The organism is Burkholderia sp. Ax-1724 (assembly GCF_011752995.1).
Classification (GTDB): domain Bacteria; phylum Pseudomonadota; class Gammaproteobacteria; order Burkholderiales; family Burkholderiaceae; genus Paraburkholderia.
Genome location: NZ_VWWL01000020.1, coordinates 20,176 through 43,328, shown reverse-complemented (window position 1 = coordinate 43,328; position 23,153 = coordinate 20,176). Strand labels below are relative to the sequence as shown.

Here is a 23,153-nt window from a genome sequence, read left to right as displayed (position 1 = left end):
CGGACGACCGGTCCGTGCGGCACACGAAGGGCAAGCATGGAAACACCTGCTTGCCGCTCTCGCCGCGCGGCCGGACGTCCCCGATCACCACGCGCCGAACCCCTTCATCGAATCCGACAGTCATCATGAAATCCAGCGCAATCGCGTCACTCAGCAAGCTCCTGGCCGGGGGAAGCCCGCCGGCTTCCCTGCCCTTCGCGCCCGCCACGCGCACACAGCGGCGCCTGCTGCGAGGCGCGTGCGCGCTCATGATGGCGGGTGCGCTCGCCGCATGCAGCGGCGGTGACAACAGCGGCGGTGGCGGCAATTCCCAGGGCAGCAGCGGTACCTCGGGCACCTCCGGAACGTCGGGCACTTCAGGAACGTCCGGAACCTCGGGCACGCCCGGCAACACCACGCCGACCAACCGCGTGCTGCTGATCGACCTCGACGGCGCGACCTACGCCGCCGTGCAGGCCGGCATCGCCAACAACACGCTGCCGAACCTCGCACACTTCGGCATCCAGCTCGCCTATAGCGGCGGTGTCGCGGGCGCGGCCAGCCAGCAGCCGAATCTCGACGGACCGTCCTGGGCCACGCTCCTGACCGGCGCCTGGGCCAACCGCCACCAGGTCTATTCGAATGCGCCCAATCAGGCCGTTCAGGCCGGCACGCTGTTCGACATGACCAAGGCGGCCGGCAGCGGACTGAACGGCGCGGTGGTCGCCGGCAGCAGCCTCGCGCAGATGCTCGCGCCGATCCAGACCAGCGGCCATCTCGACACGCTCACGGACTGCTCGCCCAGCACGACCGCCGCCGATTGCGTGACGAGCGGCGCCCTCTCGCTGATCGGCAAGCCGGCCTACTCGACGGTCGTGGCGCAGTACGGCGACGCCGAAACCGCGGCGAACGATTTCACCGCGAGTTCGGCGCAGTATCAGAACACGCTCGCGCAACTCGACGCCGACGTCGGCCAACTGGTCAACGCCACGGCCGCCGCCTCGGGCAGCCACTGGCTGATCGTCGTGACGTCCGGGCATGGTCTCAATGCGAGCGGCAGCGCGGACGGTCTCGCGCTCGAACCGGAATCGACCACCTTCATCGGCATGAACCAGAGCGCCAATACGGGGACCGCCAACCTCAACGCCGCCGTGCCCGCGTCCGAGGCGGGGCTGTATGCGTACGCCAGCATCGCCGACGTCACGCCGACGCTGCTGTCCTTCCTCGGCGCATTGCCGTCGGCGGCGAACTACACGATGGACGGCGCGCAACTGACGGGTGCGCAGCCCGTGACGCAACTCGCGACGACGATCAACCAGAACGACACGACATCGGCCAACGTGACGCTCAACTGGACGGCGCCGTCGGGCAGCGCGCTCGCGGTCTATCGCAACGGACAGCAGATCGCCTCGCTGCCCGCCGGCGCGACCACCTACACGGACACGGGCCTGTCGCAGTACCTGATCGCCACGGGCGCCTACCAGCTCAACTATGCGGTGAGCGCCGGCAGCGCGCCGCGCGCCGTGCTCTCGCAGCCAGTGTCCTTCGTGCAGACGCCGAAGCTGTCGGTCTCGACGACGAGCCTTCAGGAATACTATCCGATGGGCTCGACGAATCTGAATACGACGCCCGAAACGGACCACTTCAATAACAGCACGCTGGCGCCGTTCCAGGCCGATCTGATCGCCGCCGGCGTGAACAGTGCCGGCACGGCCTACCCCGGCCCGTTCGGCGGCAACGCGCTCGAGGTCACGCCGGTCAATCTCGACGCGAACGGCTACGACGGCTACCTGCTCGCGCCGAACAGCCCCTCGCTCGACGTGGTGAACGAAGCGATCCAGTCCGCGTCGACCACCAATTCGACGACCGCGGCGAGCGGTGGCGCGTTCACGATCGGCTTCTGGTACAAGGCGCCGGCCTGCCCCGATGCGGGTGGCGTGCCGGTCTTCGGCAACAAGAACGGCTATGCGAGCTCCGGCGCGAAGGCGGGCCTCGTGCTCGGTTCGTTCGGCTGCGGCTTCGACCTCAACGTCGCGGACGGCACGAACCGCACGGACACCACGGGTTCGCCCGGCCATCCGTACAGCGTCAACACGTGGATCTATGTCGCGATGGTCGGCAACCTGAATCGCTACCAGCCCGATAACGCCGGCGACACGGCCAACCAGATCATCCTCTACCTCTGCGACCCGAACGTCAGCGGCAGCACCTGCACGGGCGTCCCCGCGACGATCTCTTCCAGCATGACGATTTCCGCAATCAACGGGGTCAACAGCAACACCAGCGAAGTCGGCTTCGGCTTCGGCGAGGACGGCACCGGCCTGTTCTTCAAGAACAAGGGTTATGCGATCAACGCGGCCAACCTCGCGCCCGTCGCCTTCTCCGATGTCTCGATGTGGAACCGCGCGCTGAGCCCGTCCGAAGTCCTCAATCTGTTCGAGTCCCAGGCACCGCTGTCCTCGGTTTTGCCGCAATAAGGAGCTACAGGCATGACTACCCTCTCTCTCACCGTTTTTTCCCGGGCCGGCCTGCGCCTGTGCGGCCTGACCGTCGCCTGCGCCGCCGCGCTGGCGATGGCCGGCTGCAGCGGCGGAAGCGACAGCAACGCGCCCGCCGCCGCGGCCAACACGTCGACCAGCGGCACCGCCGCGACGCAAACCGCAATCGTCGCGGCGCCCGCGTCGGGCCCTTGCGCGGCGAGCGGCACGACGGTCATCCCGACGCCGGGGCTCAACACCCAGCTCGACTGCGCGCCCTGAACCGGGCCGCCGATCCGCCGGGGCCGGACTGACAATGTCCGTTTCCGGCACGCCGTCCAACGAATCAACCGTATCAACCAGAGAGTCATCATGACCAGAATGGACCGCCGCAGTTTTCTGCGCTCGATGGCCGCGGGCATCTCGCTGAGTGCCTTGCCGCCGGTCATCCAGCGCGCCCTCGCGATTGCGCCGAACAACGCCACCGGCACGATCAACGACGTCGAGCACATCGTCATCTTCATGCAGGAAAACCGCTCGTTCGACCACTTCTTCGGGCTGCTGCCCGGCGTGCGCGGCTTCAGCGACCGCCTGACGATTCCAACGGTCAACGGCTCCGTCTGGAACCAGACGGGCGTCTCGGGCACGCGAATCCAGCCGTACTACCTGAACCCGAGCCTCGGCGACGGCGTGGTCACGGGCGGCGATCACGGCTGGGCCACCCAGCATTCGTGCTGGAACAACGGCGCCATGTACGCATGGCCGCAAGGCAAGGGCGCGAACCAGTCGATGGGCTACCTGAGCCAGAACGAACTGCCGTTCTACTGGGGGCTCGCAAACGCGTTCACCATTTGCGACCACTATCACTGCTCGGTACACGGCCCGACCTTCCCGAACCGCCTGTTCCTGCAGACCGGCACCAACGGCGCGGTCGCCAACCAGCTGGTGTGCGACACGCAGACGTCGACCCTCGTGCTCGCCGCGCCGACCACCACCGACCTGACGTGGACGACCACGGCCGAACGCCTCGCCGCCGCCGGCGTGAGCTGGAAGGTGTACTGGTATCCGCCCGATCCGGCGGTGACCAACATGAATGCGGCATTCCACAACTTCCGCGTCTGCAACCAGCAGCTCAACACGGCCTACGGCACCAACGCGACGTACACGCCGGCCATGGACGCGGTCAATCCGCTCGCCCCCGGCATTGCCAATACGATGCCAGACGGCGGCTTTCTCGCGTCGCTCGCCAACGACGTCGCGAACGGCACGCTGCCGCAGGTCAGCTGGGTCCATGCGCCCGAAGCCTATTACGAGCACCCGGGCTCGTCGTCGCCGGGTCAGGGCGAATGGTATTCGCAGCAGCTGCTCGAGATCCTGACGTCCAACCCCGAGGTCTGGAGCAAGACCGTTCTCCTTATCAATTACGACGAGAACGACTGCTTCTTCGATCACATGCCGCCGCCGTGCGTGCCGTCTCCGAATGGGTCGGGCGGCTATTACGGCAAGTCCACGGTATCGACGGAATACGAGTACTTCACGATGTCGTCGGCCGCGGCCGATCCGAACTCGCCGAGCGGCGCCGTGATCGGCCCGGGCGTGCGCGTGCCGATGCTGGTGGTCTCGCCGTGGAGCGTGGGCGGCTACGTGAATTCTCAGGTGTTCGACCATACCTCGACGCTGCGCTTCATCGAGCAGCGCTTCGGCATCGAGGAAACCAACATCACGCCGTGGCGTCGCGCGGTCATGGGCGACATGACCTCCTGCTTCAACTTCCAGAATCCGGTCACGGTGGTGCCGACCCTGCCCGCGGCCCCCACCCAGGCTGCGGCCAACGCGCTCTATGCGAGCCAGGACGCAGCCGGCGCGGTGCCGGCCATCACCTACGGCAGCGCGGCCTTGCCGACCCAGTCGCAGATGCTGCGCCCGTCGAAGGCCCTGCCGTACCACCTCCATACGAGCGCGAACGTCGATGCGGCGAGCGGCTCGGTGTGGCTGATCTTCAGCAATACCGGCACGCAGGCGGCGGTCTTCCACGTCTACGACAAGCTGAACCTCAACAACCCGCCGCAGCGCTATACGGTGGAAGCCGGCAAGGAAATCTCGGACGCGTGGGCGGCCGTGAAGAACAACGCCGGCAACTACGATCTGTGGGTGTGCGGCCCGAACGGCTACAACCGCGAATTCACCGGCAACGTCAACGACATCGCGAGCGGCGCCAATCCCGAAGTACGCGTGTGCTACGACCACCAGAACGATGCCGTCTATCTGACGATCATGAACAGCGGCTCGGCGGCCATCACCGTGACTGTCGCGGCCAACGCCTACCGGACGGATGGCCCGTGGACCTATACGATCGACCCGGGCATGCAGGTCGAGCCGTACTGGACGCTGTCGGATCAATACAACTGGTACGACTTCACGGTCTCGGCGCCCACCGCCGCGAACGGATCGGGCAACACTAACTTCATGCGCCGCTTTGCGGGCCGCCTGGAAAACGGCCAGGACGGCGTCAGCGATCCGGCCATGGGGGTGGCCGTGTAAGCGGTAGTCGGCGGTTCATGCACGAAGAGAGCCCGGGAGCGCGGCATCGCGCCCCCGGGCTCTTGCATTTGCACAGCCGACATCCGCGTGCCGCCGCGCATCGGCGCCGGACGTTTTACTGATCGACCACGAACCCGTCGAAATGCGGACGCATCGAAATCGGCTTGACGAGCGGCGGACGGATTTTTTGCGCGTCGGGCAGCAGGTTCATGCCGAGCCCCGGCCCGCTCGGAATATCGACGAAGCCCTGCTTGGGCAGCGGCACCTGATCGACGATGTCGCTTCCGAGGTGCTTGCCGGTCGACTCGAATACACCGGCCTCGAAGCCCGTTGCATATTCCTGAATCGCGAAATTGGGAATCGCCGCGGCGATCTGCAGGCAGGCGGCGAGCCCGATCGGCGACAGCGGATTGTGCGGCACGACCTGCACGTGATGCGCTTCCGCCATCGCGGCGACCTTCTTCGCGCCCGTAATGCCGCCGCACACCGCGACGTCGACTCGCGCATACTCGACCGCATTGCGCGCGAGCAGCGCCTGGAACTCGTAGATCGTGCAGAAGCGCTCGCCGGTGGCGATCGGCACGCGGATGCGATCGGCGACACGCGCCATCGCGTCGGCGTTTTCCGGGCGAATCGGATCTTCGACGAACATCGGCGTATCGACTTCGATGCCATTGGTGAATGTCACCGCCTCGGCCGGTGTCAGGCGGCGATGCAGCTCGACGAGCAGATCGACGCGATCGCCGACGACTTCGCGCATGCGGTGCACATTGTCGATCGCATCGTGCATCTTGCGGATATGGGTCTTGAAGTAGACCTGATCGTTGCCTTCGTCGAGGAACGGATTGATGTGGCCGAACGCGTTATAGCCCGCTTCCATCTTGCGCTGGCATTCTTCGAGCACTTTCTCGATGCTGCTTTCGTAGATGTGCCCGTAAATGCGCGCCTTCTTGCGCGCCGGGCCGCCGAGCAGTTCGTAGATCGGCACGTTGAGCGCCTTGCCCTTGATGTCCCACAGCGCGATGTCGATGGCGGAGATCGCCGCGTTGATCGCGAGCCCCTGGAAGTAGCTGAAGCGATGCATGACATTCCAGTGATGCTCGATGTCGAATGCGCGCTTGCCGACCAGATATTCGGCGAAACGCTGGACCGCGGTGCCGGCGGCTTCGATATGCCCCCAGATGCCGGCTTCGCCATAACCCGTGATGCCTTCGTCCGTGTCGATGCGCACGAACATGAACTGGCCGACGTGCAGCGGCTCAACCTTGGTGATCTTCATTTCCACTCCTATGTTCACGACCCTCGGGTCTCCGAAAAGCTCGATGTGCTTGATGGGTTTGATGGATCGGCGAATCGACCTTCGCCTATAGCGAAGCGGCCGCGGCGGAACCCGCCTCCATGCCGCTGCCGTCTTGCGGTTCTTCCAGCGGACGCCCCTTCGTCTCCGGGCCGAGCGCGACGGACACCGCCGTGATGACGCCGAGCGCCACGACATACCACGCCACCAGATGCGGCGAACCCTCTCCGACGGCCAGCAGCGCGACGGCGATCATCGGCGCGATGCCGCCCGAGATCGGCGAGGTCACTTCGCGAGCCAGCGAAAAACCGGTGTAGCGCACGCGGGACGGGAACATCTCCGCGAGCCAGGGGCTCTGCGCCGCGGTCATCATCGTCTTGGCGAGCGAGGACACGAGGAACAGTCCCGTATAGATCCAGACCAGCTGGCCGCTCTGGAGCATCGCGAAGAACGGGAAAATCGCGAGGCCGGAGATCAGCGCGCCGCCCATGTAAACCGGCTTTCTGCCGATGCGGTCCGACAGCCAGCCAAACAGCGGCACCGTGATGAATTGCAGCGCGGTACTCCACATCAGCGCGGTCACGATCGTGTCGCGCGACATATGCAACTGCTGCGTGACATAGACGATCACGAAGGACTCGTAGATGTACGCCAGCGAGTTGTCGCCGAGACGGGCGCCCCACGCGCACAGCATCGGCCGCAGCGAGGTTTTCAGCACTTCGGTGACGGGTGAGCGCACCACCGCGTTGTTGCGGCGCAATTGCTCGAACACCGGCGTTTCCTTGAGCCGGCTGCGCAGTAGCAGACCGAGCGCCACGACGACCGAGCTCAGCAGGAACGGGATGCGCCAGCCCCATGCCTCGAAACTGCCTTTCGACATCGACGAAGACGCATGGAACGCCACCAGCGACATCAACAAACCAAGCGCCACGCCCGTATAAGGCAGCGAGCCGTATAAGCCGCGCCGCTTCGCGGGCGCGTATTCGATCACCATCAGCACCGCGCCCGCGTATTCCGCCCCCGAGCCGAGCCCTTGCGCCGCGCGCAGCACGCACAGCAGCAGCGGAGCCCATACGCCGACCGCGGCGTAGGTCGGCAGCAGACCCATTAGCGTGGTCGAGCCGCCCATCAGCAGCAGCGTGATGATGAGCACCGCCTTGCGCCCGATGCGATCGCCGAGACGCCCGAAGATGACACTCCCCGCCGGCCGCACGATGAAGCCGATCGCGAAGCTCGCGTAGGCCAGCAGCGTGCCGGTGAGGTGGTCGAATGAAGGGAAAAACAAATGATTGAAGAGCGTCGCTGCCGCCGTGGCGTACAGATAGTAGTCGTACCACTCCACCGCCGTTCCCACGATCGCGCTCAGGGTCGCATTCCGGACCGCTCGCCGGATTTCCGGCGTCATACGTGCCGCACTTTCCACGTATCACCTCTTTCTTGATGTACGCCGCACCGACGCGACGCACTGTCTCTCTCCATCGGGGCCAGCGCCCCCATTTCCCGGATTCGTCCCTCCGCCGGCGATGGCCTAGCATTCGGAAACGTTTCCGGAAACGTTTCCGAATGCTAGGCGTTATAAAATGCCGTGTCAAGAGGAGAAAAAACGATGAGTGACAACATGCCGGGCGATCCGAAAGCGCGACCCGGGATCAAGGCCGTGGCGGCGTTGGCGGGCGTCGGCATTGCGTCGGTGTCCCGCGTGCTGTCGGGTCAGCCGGGATCGAGCCCGCAACTGACGCAGCGCGTGCTGGAAGCGGCCCGCACGCTCGGCTACACGCCGAACGCATTGGCGCAGGGCCTGCGCCGGAAGACGACCCGCTCGATCGGCTTCGTCGGCTCGGACATCACCAACCCACTGATCGCCTCGATCGTGGGCGGGGCCGAGAGCGTGCTCAGCGTGGCGGGGTTTTCCGTTCTGCTAACCAATTCGGGCGGCGTGGCGAGCGTGGATGCCGAACGGATCGAACTGCTGATGCAACGGCAGGTGGACGGCTTCCTCGTGCTGCCGGCCCTCGAAGACGATCCGGCCACGCTCGCGGCGCTGCGAGCCACCAAGGCGCCGATCGCGCTGATCGACCGGACCTTGCCCGCGGACATTCCGGCGCATTACGTGCTGTCGGACCATCAGCGTGGCATGGGCGATGCCGGGCGCTATCTGCTCGAAAGCGGACATCGGCGCATCGGCCTCGTGGTGGGGCGCGACGTACGGCCGACGCGGGAGAGAATTCGCGCCATGGAAGCGGCCTTCGACAGCTTCGGCGTGAAGCGCGACCTGATCGTGCATCACGGAACGCTGTCGCCAGAACACGGCAAAGTGGCGCTCGATGACATGCTCTCGGCCAAACGTCCGCCGAGCGCCATCGTGCTCGGCGGCAACCAGTTGCTCGAAGGGGCGCTGGAGTCGGTTCATCGGCTCGGCTTGCAGCTCGGCACCGATCTGTCGCTCGTCAGCTGCGACGACGTTCCGCTGAGCCGGTTCCATCAGCCCGCCATCGCAACCGTGATGCGCGACGCTTCGCTGCTTGGCGCCAAAGCCGCGCAGATCCTGCTTGCGCACCTCGAAACGCCGGGCGAGCCCGAGACCGTGAATCTCCCGACCTGGTTCGAAGCGCGTCCGAGTTGCGGCCCCCATGACGCCCCCGCCCCGGTGCGAACGAAGTCGGCCAGAAAGTAGACAGCCCGTGTAATCCAGTCATCAGGAAAGGCCCAGCGCGGGCCGACCCGCTGCCAGTCGGCTAATCGGCCTATGTCGTCCGGCGGAGGCGACTTGGCCACGCGCGTGGCGTAAAATACGCGCTTTCCCGAAAAAGTCTCCCCCAACATGACGCTCGCCTCCACCCAAGAGATCATCGCCGAACTGAAAGCCGGCCGGATGGTGATTCTCGTCGACGAAGAAGACCGCGAAAACGAGGGCGATCTCGTGCTCGCCGCCGAGTTTGTCACCCCGGAAGCGATCAATTTCATGGCCCGCTACGGCCGTGGCCTGATCTGCCTGACGCTGACCCAGGAGCGCTGCAAGCAACTGAACCTGCCGCTCATGACGTATCGCAACGGCACGCAGTACGGCACCGCGTTCACGGTCAGCATCGAGGCGGCCGAAGGCGTGACCACCGGCATTTCAGCGGCCGACCGCGCCCGCACGATCGCCACCGCGGTCGCGCCGGAAGCGAAAGCCGAGCACATCGTGCAGCCGGGCCACGTGTTCCCGATCATGGCCCAGCCCGGCGGCGTGCTGGTGCGCGCCGGCCATACCGAAGCCGGCTGCGACCTCACGGCGCTCGCGGGCCTCGCGCCGGCGGCGGTGATCTGCGAAATCATCAAGGACGACGGCACGATGGCACGCCTGCCGGACCTGCTGGAATTCGCTAAAGAACACAACCTGAAGGTCGGCACGATTGCGGATCTGATCCACTACCGCAGCCGCACCGAATCGATCGTCGAGCGCATCTGCGAGCGCACCATGCAAACGGCGCACGGCGCGTTCCGCGCGGTCATGTATCTGGACCAGCCGAGCGGCCAGCCGCATCTCGCGCTCGTGCGCGGCACGCCGAGCCCCGAGCACGACACGCCGGTGCGCGTGCACGAGCCGCTGTCGGTGCTCGATCTGCTCGAAGTCGGCGAATCGACCCATTCGTGGACGCTCGACGCGGCCATGAAAGAGATCGCCGAGCGCGACCTCGGCGTGATCGTGCTGCTCAATTGCGGCGACTCGAAAGACCATCTGATCGACGTCTTCAAGGCGTTCGACTCGAAGGAAAAAGCCGACGCGCTCAAGCGCCGGCCGGTCGATTTCAAGACCTACGGCGTCGGCGCGCAGATTCTGCGCGAACTCGGCGTCGGCAGGATGCAGGTGCTGTCGAATCCCCGCAAGCTCGGCAGCATGTCGGGTTACGGTCTCGAAGTCACGGGCTTCGTGCCGATGCCCGGCAGCAAAACGCAGGCCCCGCAAGGCTGATCGCGCCCTCCACGCGCCCACTCATCAACTACGGAATTCACATGGAAATCGGACAATACCAACCGAATCTCGACGGCGACGGACTGCGCATCGGCATCGTCCAGGCGCGCTTTAACGAACCCGTCTGCAACGGCCTCGCGGACTCCTGCATCGAAGAACTCGAACGCCTCGGCGTGACCGGCGAAGACGTGCTGCTCGTCACGGTGCCGGGTGCGCTGGAAATCCCGCTGGCGCTGCAAAAGCTCGCCGAAAGCGCGCAATTCGACGCGCTGATCGCGCTCGGCGCGGTGATTCGCGGCGAGACGTACCACTTCGAACTCGTCTCGAACGAGAGCGGCGCGGGCATCACGCGCATCGGCCTCGACTTCGGCATCCCCGTCGCGAACGCGGTGCTGACCACCGAGAACGACGAGCAGGCTGTCGCGCGCATGACCGAGAAGGGTCGCGACGCCGCTCGCGTGGCCGTGGAAATGGCCAATCTCGCGGTCGCGCTGGAACAGCTCGGCGGCGACGACGAGGAAGAAGACGAAGACGACGAGGAAGAGGCATGAGGAGCGCACGCCGACGCTCCCGCGAACTGGCCACGCAGGGGCTTTACCAGTGGCTGCTGTCGGGCTCGCCCGGCGGTGAGATCGACGCGCAGCTGCGCGGCGCGCAAGGTTACGACAAGGCCGACCACGAACATCTCGACGCGATCCTGCATGGCGTGATGCGCGACTCCGAGACGCTCTCCGCCGCGATCGCGCCGTGCCTCGATCGCCCGATCGAACAGCTCTCGCCGGTCGAGCGCGCGGTGCTGCTGGTCGCCGCGTTCGAACTGAAGAATCACGTCGACATTCCGTACCGCGTGGTCATCAACGAAGCGGTCGAGCTGACCAAGACGTTCGGCGGCTCGGACGGCTACAAGTACGTGAACGGCGTGCTCGACAAGCTGTCGGCGCAACTGCGCGCCACCGAAACGCAGGCGGCTCGCAAGAGCTGAGCGCGGCGCACGCGGGGCCATGCCATGCAGCGGGCCCCTGCCGCGCCTCACTGCCCAGGGCGAAGAATCTCGATCGCCCGCCCGGACGCCGCTTCGCCCCTCGATGAGCGCATCATCGGCTGGGCGAAGCGGCGTTCTGCTTCTGTTTCTGTTCCTGAACCGGATCTGACCGTATGAACTCCGTGACCGAACCCCTCGTGCGGCTTGCCGCGCGCGTCGACGCCATCCAGCCTTTCTACGTGATGGAGCTGGCCAAGGAGGCCGCGCTGCTCGAACGCGCGGGGCGCGACATCATCCACATGGGCATCGGCGAGCCCGATTTCACCGCGCCCGAGCCGGTCATCGAGGCGGCCGCGAATGCGCTGCGCCGCGGCGTCACGCAGTACACGAGCGCGCTCGGCCTGCACGCGCTGCGCGAGGCGATCTCGGCGCATTACGCCGGGTTCTACGGCATCGACGTCGATCCGGCGCGCATCGTCGTCACGGCCGGCGCGTCCGCCGCGCTGCTGCTCGCGTGCGCGGCGCTCGTCGATCGCGACGACGAAGTGCTGATGCCCGACCCGTGCTATCCGTGCAACCGCCATTTCGTGATCGCCGCCGAAGGCAAGCCGGTGATGGTGCCGAGCGGCCCCACCGCGCGCTTCCAGCTCACCGCCGCCGACGTCGAGCGCCTGTGGGGCGAACGCACGCGCGGCGTGCTGCTCGCTTCGCCGTCGAACCCGACCGGCACGTCGATCGAACCGGCCGAGCTGGAGCGCATCGTCAAGGCCGTACGCACGCGCGGCGGCTTTACGATCGTCGACGAGATCTACCAGGGCCTGAGCTATGACGCGCAGCCGGTGTCGGCGCTGTCGTTCGGCGAAGACGTCATCACCGTCAACAGTTTCTCGAAGTACTTCAACATGACCGGCTGGCGCCTCGGCTGGCTCGTCGTGCCGCCCGGGATGGTCGGCGCGTTCGAAAAACTCGCGCAAAACCTATTCATCTGCGCGTCGGCGCTCGCGCAGCATGCGGCGCTCGCCTGTTTCGAGCCGCAGACGCTCGCGATCTACGAGGCGCGGCGCCTCGAATTCAAGCGGCGCCGCGACTTCATCGCGCCGGCGCTCGAATCGCTCGGCTTCTCGGTGCCGGTGATGCCCGACGGCGCGTTCTACGTCTACGCCGATTGCCGTGGCGTCGCGCATCCGGCCGCCGGCGACAGCGCCGCGCTCACGAAGGCAATGCTGCACGATGCCGGCGTCGTGCTGGTACCGGGTATGGATTTCGGCACGCATGCGCCGAGGGAGTCCATCCGGCTGTCGTATGCGACCGCTTATCCGAAGCTCGAAGAAGCGGTCGAGCGGCTCGCGAAGCTGTTCGGGCGGTCCTGAGTTCGGGCTCCGGGTTAGCGTCACACGACCACGCCCCGGTTCGACTGGATGCCCAGACGCAAAAAGGACACCTCACGGGTGTCCTTTTTTGTGTGTCAGCCGGAGCTTGCCGGCCAACCGAAGCACGAGTCTCGACAGCGCCGAACTCAAGCCCCCATTTCAGACGCCGATGCCACATGGCGCGTCGCATCGTCCTGTTCGGCCGGTTGCGTGTGCACCGCCGGCGTCGTCGGCGTCAGCGCGTGACCGGTTTGCAGCGTCACCTGCACGCGCTTGCCGTTGCCACCAGCGGCAGCGGCCGCCGGATTGGCCGACGCGGTCAGGACCGGCGCCTGCGGCGCATTGATCGGCACCTTGCGGCCGCGGGCGACGTCGCGCAGACGGCCGCGCTCGGCCATCACCTTGGCGCCGTAGCCGCCATCGTCCTGGCTGGTCGAGCCGACGTAAAGGCGCAGGCCGCCCGCCAGCGAACCGCCGCGCGCGATGCAATCCTTCAGCACCAGCGCGCCGACCTTGATGTTCGCGAGCGGTTCGAGCGCCGCGCCCTCGCCGCCGAAGTACTGGAATTTGTCCGAATGCACCTTGGACATCACCTGCATCAGGCCTTGGGCGCCGACGCCGCTTTCGGCGTACGGGTTGAAGCCCGATTCGATCGCCATCACCGAGAGCAGCAGCAGCGGATCGAGGCCGACTTCGCGGCCGGTGTCGAACGCGGCTTTCACGAGCTCGCTGACGGGCTCCTGAGCGACGCGATAACGCCGCGCCAGATACGACGCGACCAAATCCTGCTCGCGGCCCGAAACGAGCACGCGGTCGTCGCGCGCGTCGGCGGACACGCGTTGCGAGGGAATCAGGCGGGCCAGTGCGCTGACGCTTTGCATCGTGCGCGGGTCGAGCCCGTTCAGCGTCGCGACGCCCATGCTGTTGGAACTGGGACCGTCGAAAGCACTGTCGAAGCTTGTATTGCTGGCGGTCAGCGTCGTGCCGCCGTCGTTCGCGGCATCGCCATTGCCCTGCGAGTTGGCCGACAGCGTCTCGTCGGCGGACGCGCCGGCAGTTGCCGGCGAGCCGATCGACGGCAGCGGATTGCCCTGCAGCAGGCGCGCGGGGCCCGCCTGGACGGCAGCGGAAATAACCGGCATCAGCCGCGCGGCGAGCACGCCGCGCCAGGTCGGCATCAACCACAGTGCGAGAGCCAGCACCACGGCGAGGCCGCCGACAATGCTGAACAGGTGATGACTCAGTCGCGTCCCGCGACGCAGCGCACCACGTACAACCTGTGCAATGCGCTCATCGGGACGCCACGATAACCAGGCGTTCATTCAGATCTCCCATCTTGCATGATCCGCGAACGCCGCCGGAGGGAACAGGCGGTGCTACGTGTTCGCAGAGTCAGGACATCGCGTGCACTGTCTGGTTGGGCAGCAGCGACGTCGGGAAAACGGCAAATACCGTTGGTGGGGAGCCATCTCAAAAAAAGCCTGCATGCAGGCCAGGCTCCCACGCGAAAAACCAGCGTTCATCGACGCTGGCGAGGACTTCATAAGGCCGTTCGTACCCTGCGGGGAGCGGAAACGGTGACGCGTTGCGTCTCAAGGAACCGGGGGCAGCGGTAAAAAGGTTAATGCCCCTCAACCAATGTGGACGGATTCTATGCACGGTTTTATAGATCGTCAACACTATAGAATTCAAAAATTATAACTATTTGTAATTATGAACCGCCCTGAGAGGGCTGGGAACCGCGTGGAATACGCGTTTTGGGATATCTCACCCTGGCCGTTTCGGCCAGGCCATCTGGCTGATCTACGTGCGCCGGCCAACGCAGGTAAAATCGACAATCGCTTTGGCCGGGGCAACCCGGCACGCCGCCGGTTTTTACCGCCGGCTGCCGCCCCCTGTGCCGTTATTTACCTTGCATACTTGCCGCTCGCGCGGCCCCTGAACCGTCACAGATGAAATACAAAGACCTGCGCGATTTCATCGGCCGCCTCGAAACGATCGGTGAACTGCGCCGAATCTCGCAAAAGGTGTCGCCGAACCTCGAAATGACCGAACTGTGCGACCGCGTGCTGCGCGCCGGCGGCCCCGCCCTGCTGTTCGAGAACACCGAACGGCATGCGTTTCCGGTGCTCGGCAATCTGTTCGGCACGCCGCGCCGCGTCGCGCTCGGCATGGGAATCGATGCGCAGTCCGGCGACGGCGACACCGCGGCGCTCGAGTCGCTGCGCGATGTCGGCCGTCTGCTGTCCGCGCTGAAGGAGCCGGAGCCGCCCAAGGGGCTCAAGGATGCGGGCAAGCTGCTCTCGCTCGCGAAGGCCGTGTGGGACATGGCGCCGAAAACGGTCAGCGCGCCGCCCTGCCAGGAGATCGTCTGGGAAGGCCACGACGTCGATCTCGCCCGCCTGCCGATCCAGACCTGCTGGCCCGGCGACGCCGGCCCGCTGATTACATGGGGTCTGACCGTCACGAAAGGCCCGAACAAGAGCCGACAAAACTTAGGCATCTATCGCCAGCAGCTGATCGGCCGTAACAAAGTCATCATGCGCTGGCTCGCGCATCGCGGCGGCGCACTCGATTTTCGCGAGTTCGCGCTGCGCAATCCGGGCCAGCCATATCCGGTGGCCGTGGTGCTCGGCGCGGACCCCGCGACGGTGCTCGGCGCGGTCACGCCGGTGCCGGACACGCTGTCCGAATACCAGTTCGCCGGGCTATTGCGCGGCGGACGCACCGAACTCGCGCAGTGCCTCACGCCCGGCGTCGATGGTTTGCAGGTCCCCGCGCGCGCCGAGATCGTGCTCGAAGGCTTCATCTATCCGCAGGAGGGCACGCCCTCGCCCGCTCCGGCAGGCGCGCCGCCGCGTCCGTCGAAGGGTGCCTCGGCCATGTACGAACATGCGCTCGAAGGCCCGTATGGCGACCACACCGGCTATTACAACGAGCAGGAGTGGTTTCCGGTCTTCACGGTCGAGCGCATCACGATGCGCCGCGACGCGATCTATCACTCGACCTACACCGGCAAACCACCGGATGAACCGGCGGTGCTCGGCGTCGCGCTGAACGAGGTGTTCGTGCCGCTGCTGCAAAAGCAGTTCACCGAAATCACCGACTTCTATCTGCCGCCCGAGGGCTGCAGCTACCGCATGGCGATCGTGCAGATGAAGAAGAGCTATCCGGGCCACGCGAAGCGCGTGATGTTCGGTGTGTGGAGCTTCCTGCGACAGTTCATGTATACGAAGTTCATCGTGGTCGTCGACGAAGACGTCAATATCCGCGACTGGAAGGAAGTGATCTGGGCAATCACGACGCGTGTCGACCCGACGCGCGATACGGTGCTCGTCGATCGCACGCCGATCGACTACCTCGATTTCGCGTCGCCGGTGGCGGGGCTCGGCTCGAAGATGGGGCTCGACGCGACCAACAAATGGCCTGGCGAAACCGACCGCGAATGGGGCCGCCCGATCGTCATGAACGACGCGGTCAAACAGCGCATCGACAACCTGTGGAGCGAGTTGGGCCTCTGAGCCGAGCCACTCCGGGTTGGGCCTCCGGGCCGCGCCTCGCACAACAAACAACGGAATGGATGGAGCGGTCGCCCGGATGCACGCCTTCTCAATGATGTCGGACGGATTTTTTCTGTCGCTGTCGCTGTGTCTCGACATCGGTCTCGTCAACGTCGCGATCATTTCGCTGACGCTGTCGCACGGTTTCCGGCCGGGCTTCTGGCTCGGCCTCGGCTCCTGCGTCGGCGACCTCATTTACGCGGCGCTCGCGCTCGCCGGCATGGCCGCGCTGCTGCAATTCGAGTCGGTGCGCTGGGTCGTGTGGATCGGCGGCGCGGCGATCCTGCTGTTTCTCACGTGGAAGATGGCGCGTGAAGCCATGTTTCCGGCCACCGCCCCCGCCGTCGCCGGCGAAGGCGACGCCCGTGCGCCGCATCTGTCGGCGTGGCGCGGTTTTCTGCGCGGCGTGCTGCTCGCGGTATCGTCGCCGTCGGCGATCCTGTGGTTCGCCGCGGTCGGCGGCGCGCTGATCGCAAAGGCCGGCGCAACGAGCCCGCAGACCGCATTCGTCTTTCTTGCCGGCTTCTTTCTCGGCGGGCTGTGCTGGACGCTCTTTATCTGCGGGCTCGGCAGCCACGGGCGCAAGCGCGCCGGCGCGGGCTTGCTGCGCGCGTGCCATGTGTTGTCGGCGCTGCTGTTCGCGTATTTCTCGTACAACGTGATCGTCAACGGATATCACGATCTGATCGTGCAAGGCGCCGCGCACGTGGCAAGCTGAAGCGTCCCTCAGGCAGATAAAAAAACGGCTCGCGAGGCCGGTTCGGCTTGCGAGCCGTTTCAGGTTTCACCGCGCCCTGGCGCGGCGCTTATGCGAGATAGCCTACGCGAGATACTGCGCGAGCTTCGGCAGATCGACATTGCCGCCGCTCACCACCACGCCGACGCGCTTGCCCTTCACCGGCACGATGCCGTTCATGACCGCCGCCGCCGCGAGGCAACCGGTCGGCTCGACGACGATCTTCATGCGCTGCGCGAAAAAGCGCATCGTCTCGATCAGCTGCGCGTCGCTGACCGTTTCGATCCGCGCGACGAGCTTGCGGATGATCGCGAACGTGTAATCGCCGAGATGCGTGGAGGCGGCGCCGTCGGCAATCGTGCGCGGCGTGTCGATATGCACGATCTCGCCGCGCGCGAGCGATTGCTGGCCGTCATTACCGGCTTCCGGCTCCACGCCGATCACCGTGCAGGCCGGGCTCAGCGCCGCCGCCGACAAGGCGCTGCCGCCGATCAGCCCGCCGCCGCCAAGACACACGAACAGCATGTCGAGCGGCCCGGTCTCGTCGATCAGCTCTTTCACCGCCGTGCCCTGCCCAGCGATCACGTGCGGATGATCGTACGGCGGAATCAGCGTCATGCCGCGTTCTTCGGCGAGCCGCCGGCTGATCTCCTCGCGGTTTTCCTTGTAGCGGTCATAGGTGATCACTTCGCCGCCGTAGCCCTTCGTCGCGGCGACCTTGGCCTCGGGCGCATCGTGCGGCATCACGATCGTCGCGCGGATGCCCGCGAGGCGCGCCGACAGCGCGATGGCCTGCGCGTGATTGCCCGACGAAAAGGTCAATACGCCCGCCTTGCGCTGCTCCGCGTCGAAATGAGAGATCGCGTTATAGGCGCCGCGAAACTTGAACGCGCCCATACGCTGGAAGTTTTCGCACTTGAAGAACACGGACGCGCCCGTGAACTCGTCGAACGTGCTCGACGTCAGAACAGGGGTACGGTGCGCGACGCCTTCGAGACGCGCGGCGGCGTCGAGGACATCATCGAAAGTGGGAGCGGGAAGCGCTTGCATCGGCGGGACTCTCCAGAGCGGTGGCGAAACAGCCATTTTCCCAGCTTCGTCGATGCTTTGGAACGGCACTTCGCCGGCGCGAGCACCGAGGTAAGCGCGAAAGCGCAAGCCAACGCGGCAATAAAAACGGCGTAACCCGGCCCGAGGCCGGCGTTACGCCGTCGATATCCTGACTGCCTCGCTGCGATTAGCGGCGATAGTAGCCGTGACCGTAGTAACCACGGTAGTAGCCGTGACGATAGTACGGGCGGCCGTACCCGTAGTAGCCGCCCACGACCACCGGCGGCGGGGCGACGACGACCGGCGCATACACCGGCGGGGGCGGCGGCGCGTAATAGACCGGCGGGGGAGCCGCATACACGGGATACGCCGGCGCGATCGGCACCCCAATGCCGATACCGACGGAAACGTGCGCTTCGGCGGCCCCGGCAAGTCCCAGGCCGAGTGCGGCTGCAACGACAAACGGAACGATCTTTTTCACTTTTCTTCTCCTAGCGCGGCCTGCCAAGGTCGCCGACTGCGCATGCCTCGCATGCTTTAAAACCAATGTATCGAAAAAGCCCCAGTCTATCTGTTCGCATTTGTTGCAAATTGCAATTGGCGGCGCGAACGGTGCTGACGACACCCGCAAACGCACGCGCGAAGGCCCTCGCGAGACGGACAAAACAGGCTAAAAATCAAGAAGTTGGACGGGGCCAGGCGGCTGCGCCCCGGATAGGCGGCCGCGGCGGCAATCCTGAATTCACGTTTCAGTAATCTTTGATTACAAATTCGCTTCAATCCTGACAGCGGAAAAAATTGCCCATAAAAAATGCCCGGCCGATCCATCAGGCGGGCATTTTCTCACCTGCGCGGGTCGCGCGCCTAGCCGACCTTCACGTACACGAATTCGCGGGACACGTTCGGCGGAACGTAGGCGCCGCTGATCCGCACGCGCGGCGTCAGGCGCTTTTTCTGATCCCACCAGCGACGGCGTTGCGCGCGCGTCAGGAACCGCAAGTGTTTTCGGTAAGCAAAAATATTCATTCCGACTCTCCCGAATCTGACTGCAAACAAAGTACGAAAGAAGTACGAAACAGCAACGGCCAAACCGGCTCGTGAACCGCTCATCCGGCTCCTCGACGCGAGGAGCCCACTCGAGCCCCATTCTGAGCAGTTTTCGGACCTGCGAGCGCGGCGCCGCCCGATGAAGGGCCGCGCCCGCCATATGGCGCGCCAACTGAGCCGCCGAAACACGAAGGGGCCGGATCGCGCCCCGGCTGGCGGATCGGCGATACTGCTGTTTTCCCGTTCAAACGATCCGTCAGGAGCACGCGACCATGTCCCAGTCTTCCTTGCCGCGCATCGGCTTCATCGGCGCGGGGCGGCTCGCGCGCTGCCTCGCGCTGAGCTTTTCACGCGCCGGCTACCCGGTTAGCGCAGTGGCGAGCCGCTCGGCCGATTCCGCGCGCCGGCTCGCCGCGCAGATCGAGCATTGCGCGGCATCCGACGATCCGCAGCAGGTCGTCGACGCCGCCGATATCGTTTTTTTAGCCGTTCCCGATGACAGCATCGGTACGACAGCGCACACACTCCGCTTCGCCGCCGCCCCCGACGCCGCGAGCCGCCACGGCAAGGCGCTCGTGCATTGCAGCGGCGCGTCGCCGGTGGAACTGCTCGCGCCGGCACGCGACCAGGGCGCGGCGATCGGCGGCTTTCACCCACTCTACCTGTTCGGCGGCGAGCCCGCCGACCTCGACCGGATCGCGGGCTGCTCGGTGACGATCGAGGCCGACGGCACGCTCAAGGACACGCTGACCGCCCTCGCCGTCGCGTTGCGCTGCCATCCGCTGTCGATTCCGCCAGGCAGCCGCATGCTCTATCACGGCGCGGCGCACTATGCGGCGAGCTTCGCGCTATGCAGCCTCGCCGAATGCGTCGCGCTGTGGCGCACGCTCGGTTTCGCCGAAGACGACGCGCTGCGCGCGCTGCTGCCGATGCTCGCCGGCACGATCGAGACCGCGCGCGACAAGGGTCTGCCCAACGCGCTCGCGGGCCCGGTATCGCGCGGCGACACCGGCGTCGTGCAGAAACAGCTCGCGCTGTTCGAAGGGCTCGGCGGCGACCACGCCACGCTTTACGGCCTGCTGACGCGTCGCGCGGTCGCCCTCGCGCAACGCCGCACGAGCCCGCCCGCCACGATTGAAGCGATCTCCGAAGCTGTGGAAGAATCGCTGAGCCGCTCGCTGAATCGGGCCGCGGCAGGTGCAAGCGTCAAGTAAGCCGTGATAATGTGACGGCCGGCAGGCACGGCGCGAAGCAGCGGCGCACGGGTGCCGCGCTTCGGGATCAACAGACGAGAACGCACAATGATCAAGGTCAGCATCCTCTACCCGTATCGGGAAAACGGCCGCTTCGACATGGACTATTACTGCGCCACGCACATGCCGCTCGCGGCGAAGCTGTTCGGGGCGGCGCTCAAAGGCTGGTCGGTCGACGCGGGCCTCAACGCCGGGCCGCCCGGAACGCCGCCGCCGTACGTGGCGGCCGGTCACTTCCTGTTCGACAGCGCGGAGGACTTCTATAACGTATTCAAGCCCGCGTCCGAGCCGTTGCTGGCGGACATCCCCAACTACACCGACGGCGGCAACGGCACGATCCTGATCAGCGAGGTGCGGGTTTCCGTGTGATGTCGCGCAGACAGCGGGGAAGCGGCGGCGCGCAATGAGGCCGCCTCCGCGTGACGCAGGGCAACATCGCGCGACGCACCACATGCCCGGCTCGCGCGGCCATTCGCAACAAACGCTGTACGACGCGCCGTTTCGCAAGAAAGACGCGTGCAATTCCAGATCAACCGCCGGCGCGCTCCGATCGGGCGACGCCGGTAGCCCGCGGCCGGTCGGCGGCCGTCATCAGAAGCATAAGGACACAAGATGTTTGGCGATATCGCCCGTTTTCTGCTCAATACCGTCTTCACGCTATTCGGCGCGGCGCTGCTGTTGCGCGCGTGGTTGCAGGTCGTGCGCCTGCCGCCCTACAACCCGGTGTCGAACGCCGTGATGCAAGCCACCAACTGGATCGTGCTGCCGCTGCGGCACATTCTGCCGAGCACGCGCAACATCGACTGGGCAAGCGTCGTAGCAACGCTGATCGCGGCGATCCTCTACGTCGTGCTGATGGTCGTTCTGACCGGCGCGGACCCGCGCGCGCTCGTGCCGACGCTGCTGATCGTCGCCGTGCTGACCGCGATCAAATGGGCGCTGAATCTGATCATCTGGATGACGATCCTGATGGCGCTGCTGTCGTGGCTCAATCCGCGTTCGCCCGCGATGCCGATCCTGTATCAGCTGACCGCGCCGTTTCTGAATCCGCTGCGCCGCGTGCTGCCGCAACTCGGCGGCATCGATCTGTCGCCGATCCTGCTGTTCGTGATCGTGCAGGTACTGCAGATGGTGGTCACGCGGGCGGCGGTGCAACTGACCTATTTCGTGATCTGAGCTCGCTGCCGCAGATAAAGGTTGTTGAGAACCAGCGCCGACGCCGTCAGTGCCGCGCCCAACACCTGTGCTTTGTTCGGCACGACGCCCGCGAGTGCCGACACCACGAAGGTGGTCACCGGCACCACGTCCATGAACAGCACGCCGTTCATCGGCCCGAGGGTTCGGTTGCCGGAGATCCAGCACAGGATTGCCACAAAGCCCGCAATCGGCCCCATGTAAATCAGATGCGGCGTGACCGCCCGTAGTGCCGCGAACGTGGGCGCGCTGACGACGCGCGTCACGACGAGCAGCACGTTGACGCCGACGATCGTGCTCAGGCCGAGCCACGTCGTGATCGTCGTGTACTTGAGCGCCGACCAGCGGGTGAAGTACGCGGAACCGAAGGTGTAGATCACCCAGCAAAGCGCACCCAGCACGATCAGACCGCTTGCCGCGTAGTGCTGCGGCTCGAGCAACGCCGCCCTCAGGTCGCCGCGCGTGATGACCAGTGCGACACCGGTGAACGAGATAACGACACAGACCAGTGACGGCAGCGGGGGCGCGGACCTGCGCACCAGCGCATTGACGAGCAAACCCATCATGGGCTGCGTCGCCATCATGATCGACGCGTTGAGGGCGCCCTGCTCACCGCTGAGTTGCTGCCCGAGAAAGACAAACGAACCAAAGCCGCAAAAGCCGACCGACCCGAGCAGCCAGGCAATCGGCAACGACTCGCCGTCCGCACGAAACGCAACCGGGCCCTCGCGGTACAACAGCAGTAACGCGAGGGCCACGCCTGCGATCAGGTAGCGGAGCGAAGTAAACGTAAAAGGGTCGATGCGACGCAGCGCATCGGTCATGACGGGAAACATCACGCCAATCAGAATGGTCGCGACGAGGCACGCGGCCACGCCTTTCCAGTATCGGGCAGAAGGCGCAGCGGAAGCCGAAGCAGTCGATGTATTCATGAACGATCGTTCTCAAAATAGACAGAGACTTCGGCGGCAACCGTTTGCGCGGTAGGCCACCGGCTAACTAACGTACCTGGGAATGCTTTACGTCAATGCGCGCAATGCCATATCCACGATCGAGGCGAGCGCGACCTCGTTCATGTCGACTTTGCCGAGCACGCGTATTCCTTGCACGATGCAAAGTAGAAAGCGGCCGACTTCCTCGGCGTCGAGATGCCGGTCAAATTGACCTGCCTGCTGGCCCCGCGCTATCGCGAGACTGAACTGTGTGGCGATGCGCTGCAACGTCGCTTCGATATGCGGACGCAGAACGTGGTCGCCCGGCAGAAGTTCGATTACGGCGTTGGTAATGAAGCAGCCGTGCCGCTCCGAGAGATTCGCGCTCACCCGGGTGTAATGCAGGAGCGCTTCGCGAAGTGCCTCGCGTGGCGGCGTGTCCGCAGCCAACTTTTCCTTCAGTCGCGCAACCGCGCCGTCCGCATAACGATCGAATGCCGCGACCAGCAAGCCATGCTTGTCGCCGAACGTTCTATACAGGCTGCCTCGAAAAACGCCGGTCGCCTCGCACAGCACGTCGACAGGAGTCGCGTGATAGCCCTGCTCCCAGAATACGCGCGCCGCCGCGTCGACCGCGTGGTCGACGTCGAATTCTCGTGGCCGTCCGCGTTCGGCGGCACGGTGAGGACGATGAGTATCAGATCGATTCATGCAAACGATAATAGGACTATTCAGTCTCAAAATCAACGTCCAAAAAATTTCCTGCATTGCTTCAGTCAA

21 protein-coding genes are annotated in these 23,153 nt (G+C 65.4%); 13 read left to right on the top strand and 8 right to left on the bottom strand.

All coding sequences use genetic code 11. The features are described 5' to 3' along the window. Nucleotides 1–125 precede the first annotated feature (125 nt). The 3 genes from F3J19_RS22920 to F3J19_RS22910 all read left to right on the top strand — a co-directional run bounded on the left by F3J19_RS22920 (nt 126) and on the right by F3J19_RS22910 (nt 4,997). Nucleotides 126–2,456, top strand: coding sequence for a hypothetical protein (locus F3J19_RS22920; protein WP_167046486.1), 2,331 nt, complete (start codon nt 126–128; stop codon nt 2,454–2,456). 12 nt (nt 2,457–2,468) lie between these two features. After that, the gene (locus F3J19_RS22915) at nt 2,469–2,738 is read left to right on the top strand and encodes a hypothetical protein (RefSeq protein WP_240159170.1); all 270 of its coding nucleotides are present in this window, start codon (nt 2,469–2,471) and stop codon (nt 2,736–2,738) included. Nucleotides 2,739–2,828: 90 nt separating this feature from the next. Further along, a complete protein-coding gene (locus F3J19_RS22910) occupies nt 2,829–4,997 on the top strand; it encodes a phospholipase C, phosphocholine-specific (RefSeq protein WP_167046484.1) in 2,169 nt (722 codons plus the stop codon). 115 nt (nt 4,998–5,112) lie between these two features. On the opposite strand, the gene F3J19_RS22905 is transcribed toward F3J19_RS22910, so the two are convergent. Together F3J19_RS22905 and F3J19_RS22900 are read right to left on the bottom strand one after the other, a co-directional pair. Further along, nucleotides 5,113–6,276: a mandelate racemase/muconate lactonizing enzyme family protein gene (locus F3J19_RS22905; protein ID WP_167046481.1), complete on the bottom strand. Its 1,164-nt coding sequence runs from the start codon at nt 6,274–6,276 to the stop codon at nt 5,113–5,115. Nucleotides 6,277–6,361: 85 nt separating this feature from the next. Continuing rightward, nucleotides 6,362–7,699 carry an MFS transporter gene (locus F3J19_RS22900; RefSeq protein ID WP_167046478.1) on the bottom strand — a complete coding sequence of 446 codons (1,338 nt, stop codon included), beginning with the start codon at nt 7,697–7,699 and terminating at the stop codon, nt 6,362–6,364. A gap of 201 nt (nt 7,700–7,900) precedes the next feature. Between F3J19_RS22900 and F3J19_RS22895 the strand changes: the two genes are divergently transcribed. The 5 genes from F3J19_RS22895 (at nt 7,901) to F3J19_RS22875 (ending at nt 12,601) form a co-directional block, all read left to right on the top strand. Further along, nucleotides 7,901–8,968 carry a LacI family DNA-binding transcriptional regulator gene (locus F3J19_RS22895; RefSeq protein WP_167046475.1) on the top strand — a complete coding sequence of 356 codons (1,068 nt, stop codon included), beginning with the start codon at nt 7,901–7,903 and terminating at the stop codon, nt 8,966–8,968. Nucleotides 8,969–9,115: 147 nt separating this feature from the next. Further along, entirely contained in the window at nt 9,116–10,249 is a 1,134-nt protein-coding gene (gene ribBA, locus F3J19_RS22890; RefSeq protein WP_167046472.1) for a bifunctional 3,4-dihydroxy-2-butanone-4-phosphate synthase/GTP cyclohydrolase II, read from the top strand. 41 nt (nt 10,250–10,290) lie between these two features. Continuing rightward, the gene (gene ribH, locus F3J19_RS22885; RefSeq protein WP_167046470.1) at nt 10,291–10,800 is read left to right on the top strand and encodes a 6,7-dimethyl-8-ribityllumazine synthase; all 510 of its coding nucleotides are present in this window, start codon (nt 10,291–10,293) and stop codon (nt 10,798–10,800) included. After that, entirely contained in the window at nt 10,797–11,231 is a 435-nt protein-coding gene (gene nusB / locus F3J19_RS22880; protein ID WP_167046467.1) for a transcription antitermination factor NusB, read from the top strand. The genes ribH and nusB overlap by 4 nt, the downstream gene beginning before the upstream one ends. Before the next feature lie 173 nt (nt 11,232–11,404). Next, nucleotides 11,405–12,601, top strand: coding sequence for a pyridoxal phosphate-dependent aminotransferase (locus F3J19_RS22875; protein WP_167046465.1), 1,197 nt, complete (start codon nt 11,405–11,407; stop codon nt 12,599–12,601). Nucleotides 12,602–12,747: 146 nt separating this feature from the next. On the opposite strand, the gene F3J19_RS22870 is transcribed toward F3J19_RS22875, so the two are convergent. Next, a complete protein-coding gene (locus tag F3J19_RS22870; RefSeq protein WP_167046462.1) occupies nt 12,748–13,923 on the bottom strand; it encodes a lytic transglycosylase domain-containing protein in 1,176 nt (391 codons plus the stop codon). 630 nt (nt 13,924–14,553) lie between these two features. On the opposite strand from F3J19_RS22870, the gene F3J19_RS22865 reads away from it, so the two are divergent. Next, on the top strand, nt 14,554–16,122 hold the full coding sequence (locus F3J19_RS22865; RefSeq protein ID WP_167046459.1) for a UbiD family decarboxylase: 1,569 nt from the start codon (nt 14,554–14,556) through the stop codon (nt 16,120–16,122). A gap of 76 nt (nt 16,123–16,198) precedes the next feature. Continuing rightward, on the top strand, nt 16,199–16,879 hold the full coding sequence (locus F3J19_RS22860) for a LysE family transporter (RefSeq protein WP_167046457.1): 681 nt from the start codon (nt 16,199–16,201) through the stop codon (nt 16,877–16,879). A 102-nt stretch (nt 16,880–16,981) separates the two neighbouring features. Here the strand turns inward: F3J19_RS22860 and F3J19_RS22855 are convergent, their stop codons facing one another. The 3 genes from F3J19_RS22855 to F3J19_RS22845 all read right to left on the bottom strand — a co-directional run bounded on the left by F3J19_RS22855 (nt 16,982) and on the right by F3J19_RS22845 (nt 18,973). Further along, nucleotides 16,982–17,947 (bottom strand): threo-3-hydroxy-L-aspartate ammonia-lyase, encoded by a 966-nt coding sequence (locus F3J19_RS22855; RefSeq protein ID WP_167046454.1) that lies wholly within the window; start codon nt 17,945–17,947, stop codon nt 16,982–16,984. Between the two features lie 187 nt (nt 17,948–18,134). Next, nucleotides 18,135–18,428 carry a hypothetical protein gene (locus tag F3J19_RS22850; protein ID WP_167046451.1) on the bottom strand — a complete coding sequence of 98 codons (294 nt, stop codon included), beginning with the start codon at nt 18,426–18,428 and terminating at the stop codon, nt 18,135–18,137. 383 nt (nt 18,429–18,811) lie between these two features. Further along, nucleotides 18,812–18,973 carry a hypothetical protein gene (locus F3J19_RS22845; protein WP_167046448.1) on the bottom strand — a complete coding sequence of 54 codons (162 nt, stop codon included), beginning with the start codon at nt 18,971–18,973 and terminating at the stop codon, nt 18,812–18,814. 293 nt (nt 18,974–19,266) lie between these two features. Here F3J19_RS22845 and F3J19_RS22840 point away from each other — a divergent pair, with 293 nt between their 5' ends. The 3 genes from F3J19_RS22840 to F3J19_RS22830 all read left to right on the top strand — a co-directional run bounded on the left by F3J19_RS22840 (nt 19,267) and on the right by F3J19_RS22830 (nt 21,423). Then, a complete protein-coding gene (locus F3J19_RS22840; RefSeq protein WP_167046445.1) occupies nt 19,267–20,208 on the top strand; it encodes a DUF2520 domain-containing protein in 942 nt (313 codons plus the stop codon). Between the two features lie 87 nt (nt 20,209–20,295). Then, nucleotides 20,296–20,616, top strand: coding sequence for an EthD family reductase (locus tag F3J19_RS22835; RefSeq protein ID WP_167046442.1), 321 nt, complete (start codon nt 20,296–20,298; stop codon nt 20,614–20,616). A 243-nt stretch (nt 20,617–20,859) separates the two neighbouring features. After that, nucleotides 20,860–21,423: a YggT family protein gene (locus F3J19_RS22830; RefSeq protein ID WP_167046439.1), complete on the top strand. Its 564-nt coding sequence runs from the start codon at nt 20,860–20,862 to the stop codon at nt 21,421–21,423. On the opposite strand, the gene F3J19_RS22825 is transcribed toward F3J19_RS22830, so the two are convergent. Continuing rightward, nucleotides 21,408–22,373: a DMT family transporter gene (locus F3J19_RS22825; protein WP_167046436.1), complete on the bottom strand. Its 966-nt coding sequence runs from the start codon at nt 22,371–22,373 to the stop codon at nt 21,408–21,410. The genes F3J19_RS22830 and F3J19_RS22825 overlap by 16 nt on opposite strands. An 87-nt stretch (nt 22,374–22,460) precedes the next feature. Then, the gene (locus F3J19_RS22820; RefSeq protein ID WP_167046433.1) at nt 22,461–23,084 is read right to left on the bottom strand and encodes a TetR/AcrR family transcriptional regulator; all 624 of its coding nucleotides are present in this window, start codon (nt 23,082–23,084) and stop codon (nt 22,461–22,463) included. Between the last annotated feature and the right edge of the window lie 69 nt (nt 23,085–23,153).

What these genes read in the sequence shown, in the direction of transcription:
- F3J19_RS22895 (WP_167046475.1), top strand. Translation starts at nt 7,901, where the DNA reads ATGAGTGACAACATGCCGGGCGATCCGAAAGCGCGACCCGGGATCAAG.
- F3J19_RS22830 (WP_167046439.1), top strand. Translation starts at nt 20,860, where the DNA reads ATGTTTGGCGATATCGCCCGTTTTCTGCTCAATACCGTCTTCACGCTA.
- F3J19_RS22845 (WP_167046448.1), bottom strand. Translation starts at nt 18,973, where the DNA reads ATGAATATTTTTGCTTACCGAAAACACTTGCGGTTCCTGACGCGCGCG.
- F3J19_RS22920 (WP_167046486.1), top strand. Translation starts at nt 126, where the DNA reads ATGAAATCCAGCGCAATCGCGTCACTCAGCAAGCTCCTGGCCGGGGGA.
- ribBA (WP_167046472.1), top strand. Translation starts at nt 9,116, where the DNA reads ATGACGCTCGCCTCCACCCAAGAGATCATCGCCGAACTGAAAGCCGGC.
- F3J19_RS22860 (WP_167046457.1), top strand. Translation starts at nt 16,199, where the DNA reads ATGCACGCCTTCTCAATGATGTCGGACGGATTTTTTCTGTCGCTGTCG.
- F3J19_RS22840 (WP_167046445.1), top strand. Translation starts at nt 19,267, where the DNA reads ATGTCCCAGTCTTCCTTGCCGCGCATCGGCTTCATCGGCGCGGGGCGG.
- F3J19_RS22825 (WP_167046436.1), bottom strand. Translation starts at nt 22,373, where the DNA reads ATGAATACATCGACTGCTTCGGCTTCCGCTGCGCCTTCTGCCCGATAC.
- ribH (WP_167046470.1), top strand. Translation starts at nt 10,291, where the DNA reads ATGGAAATCGGACAATACCAACCGAATCTCGACGGCGACGGACTGCGC.
- F3J19_RS22915 (WP_240159170.1), top strand. Translation starts at nt 2,469, where the DNA reads ATGACTACCCTCTCTCTCACCGTTTTTTCCCGGGCCGGCCTGCGCCTG.
- nusB (WP_167046467.1), top strand. Translation starts at nt 10,797, where the DNA reads ATGAGGAGCGCACGCCGACGCTCCCGCGAACTGGCCACGCAGGGGCTT.
- F3J19_RS22910 (WP_167046484.1), top strand. Translation starts at nt 2,829, where the DNA reads ATGACCAGAATGGACCGCCGCAGTTTTCTGCGCTCGATGGCCGCGGGC.
- F3J19_RS22900 (WP_167046478.1), bottom strand. Translation starts at nt 7,699, where the DNA reads ATGACGCCGGAAATCCGGCGAGCGGTCCGGAATGCGACCCTGAGCGCG.
- F3J19_RS22865 (WP_167046459.1), top strand. Translation starts at nt 14,554, where the DNA reads ATGAAATACAAAGACCTGCGCGATTTCATCGGCCGCCTCGAAACGATC.
- F3J19_RS22835 (WP_167046442.1), top strand. Translation starts at nt 20,296, where the DNA reads ATGATCAAGGTCAGCATCCTCTACCCGTATCGGGAAAACGGCCGCTTC.
- F3J19_RS22855 (WP_167046454.1), bottom strand. Translation starts at nt 17,947, where the DNA reads ATGCAAGCGCTTCCCGCTCCCACTTTCGATGATGTCCTCGACGCCGCC.
- F3J19_RS22820 (WP_167046433.1), bottom strand. Translation starts at nt 23,084, where the DNA reads ATGAATCGATCTGATACTCATCGTCCTCACCGTGCCGCCGAACGCGGA.
- F3J19_RS22875 (WP_167046465.1), top strand. Translation starts at nt 11,405, where the DNA reads ATGAACTCCGTGACCGAACCCCTCGTGCGGCTTGCCGCGCGCGTCGAC.
- F3J19_RS22905 (WP_167046481.1), bottom strand. Translation starts at nt 6,276, where the DNA reads ATGAAGATCACCAAGGTTGAGCCGCTGCACGTCGGCCAGTTCATGTTC.
- F3J19_RS22870 (WP_167046462.1), bottom strand. Translation starts at nt 13,923, where the DNA reads ATGAACGCCTGGTTATCGTGGCGTCCCGATGAGCGCATTGCACAGGTT.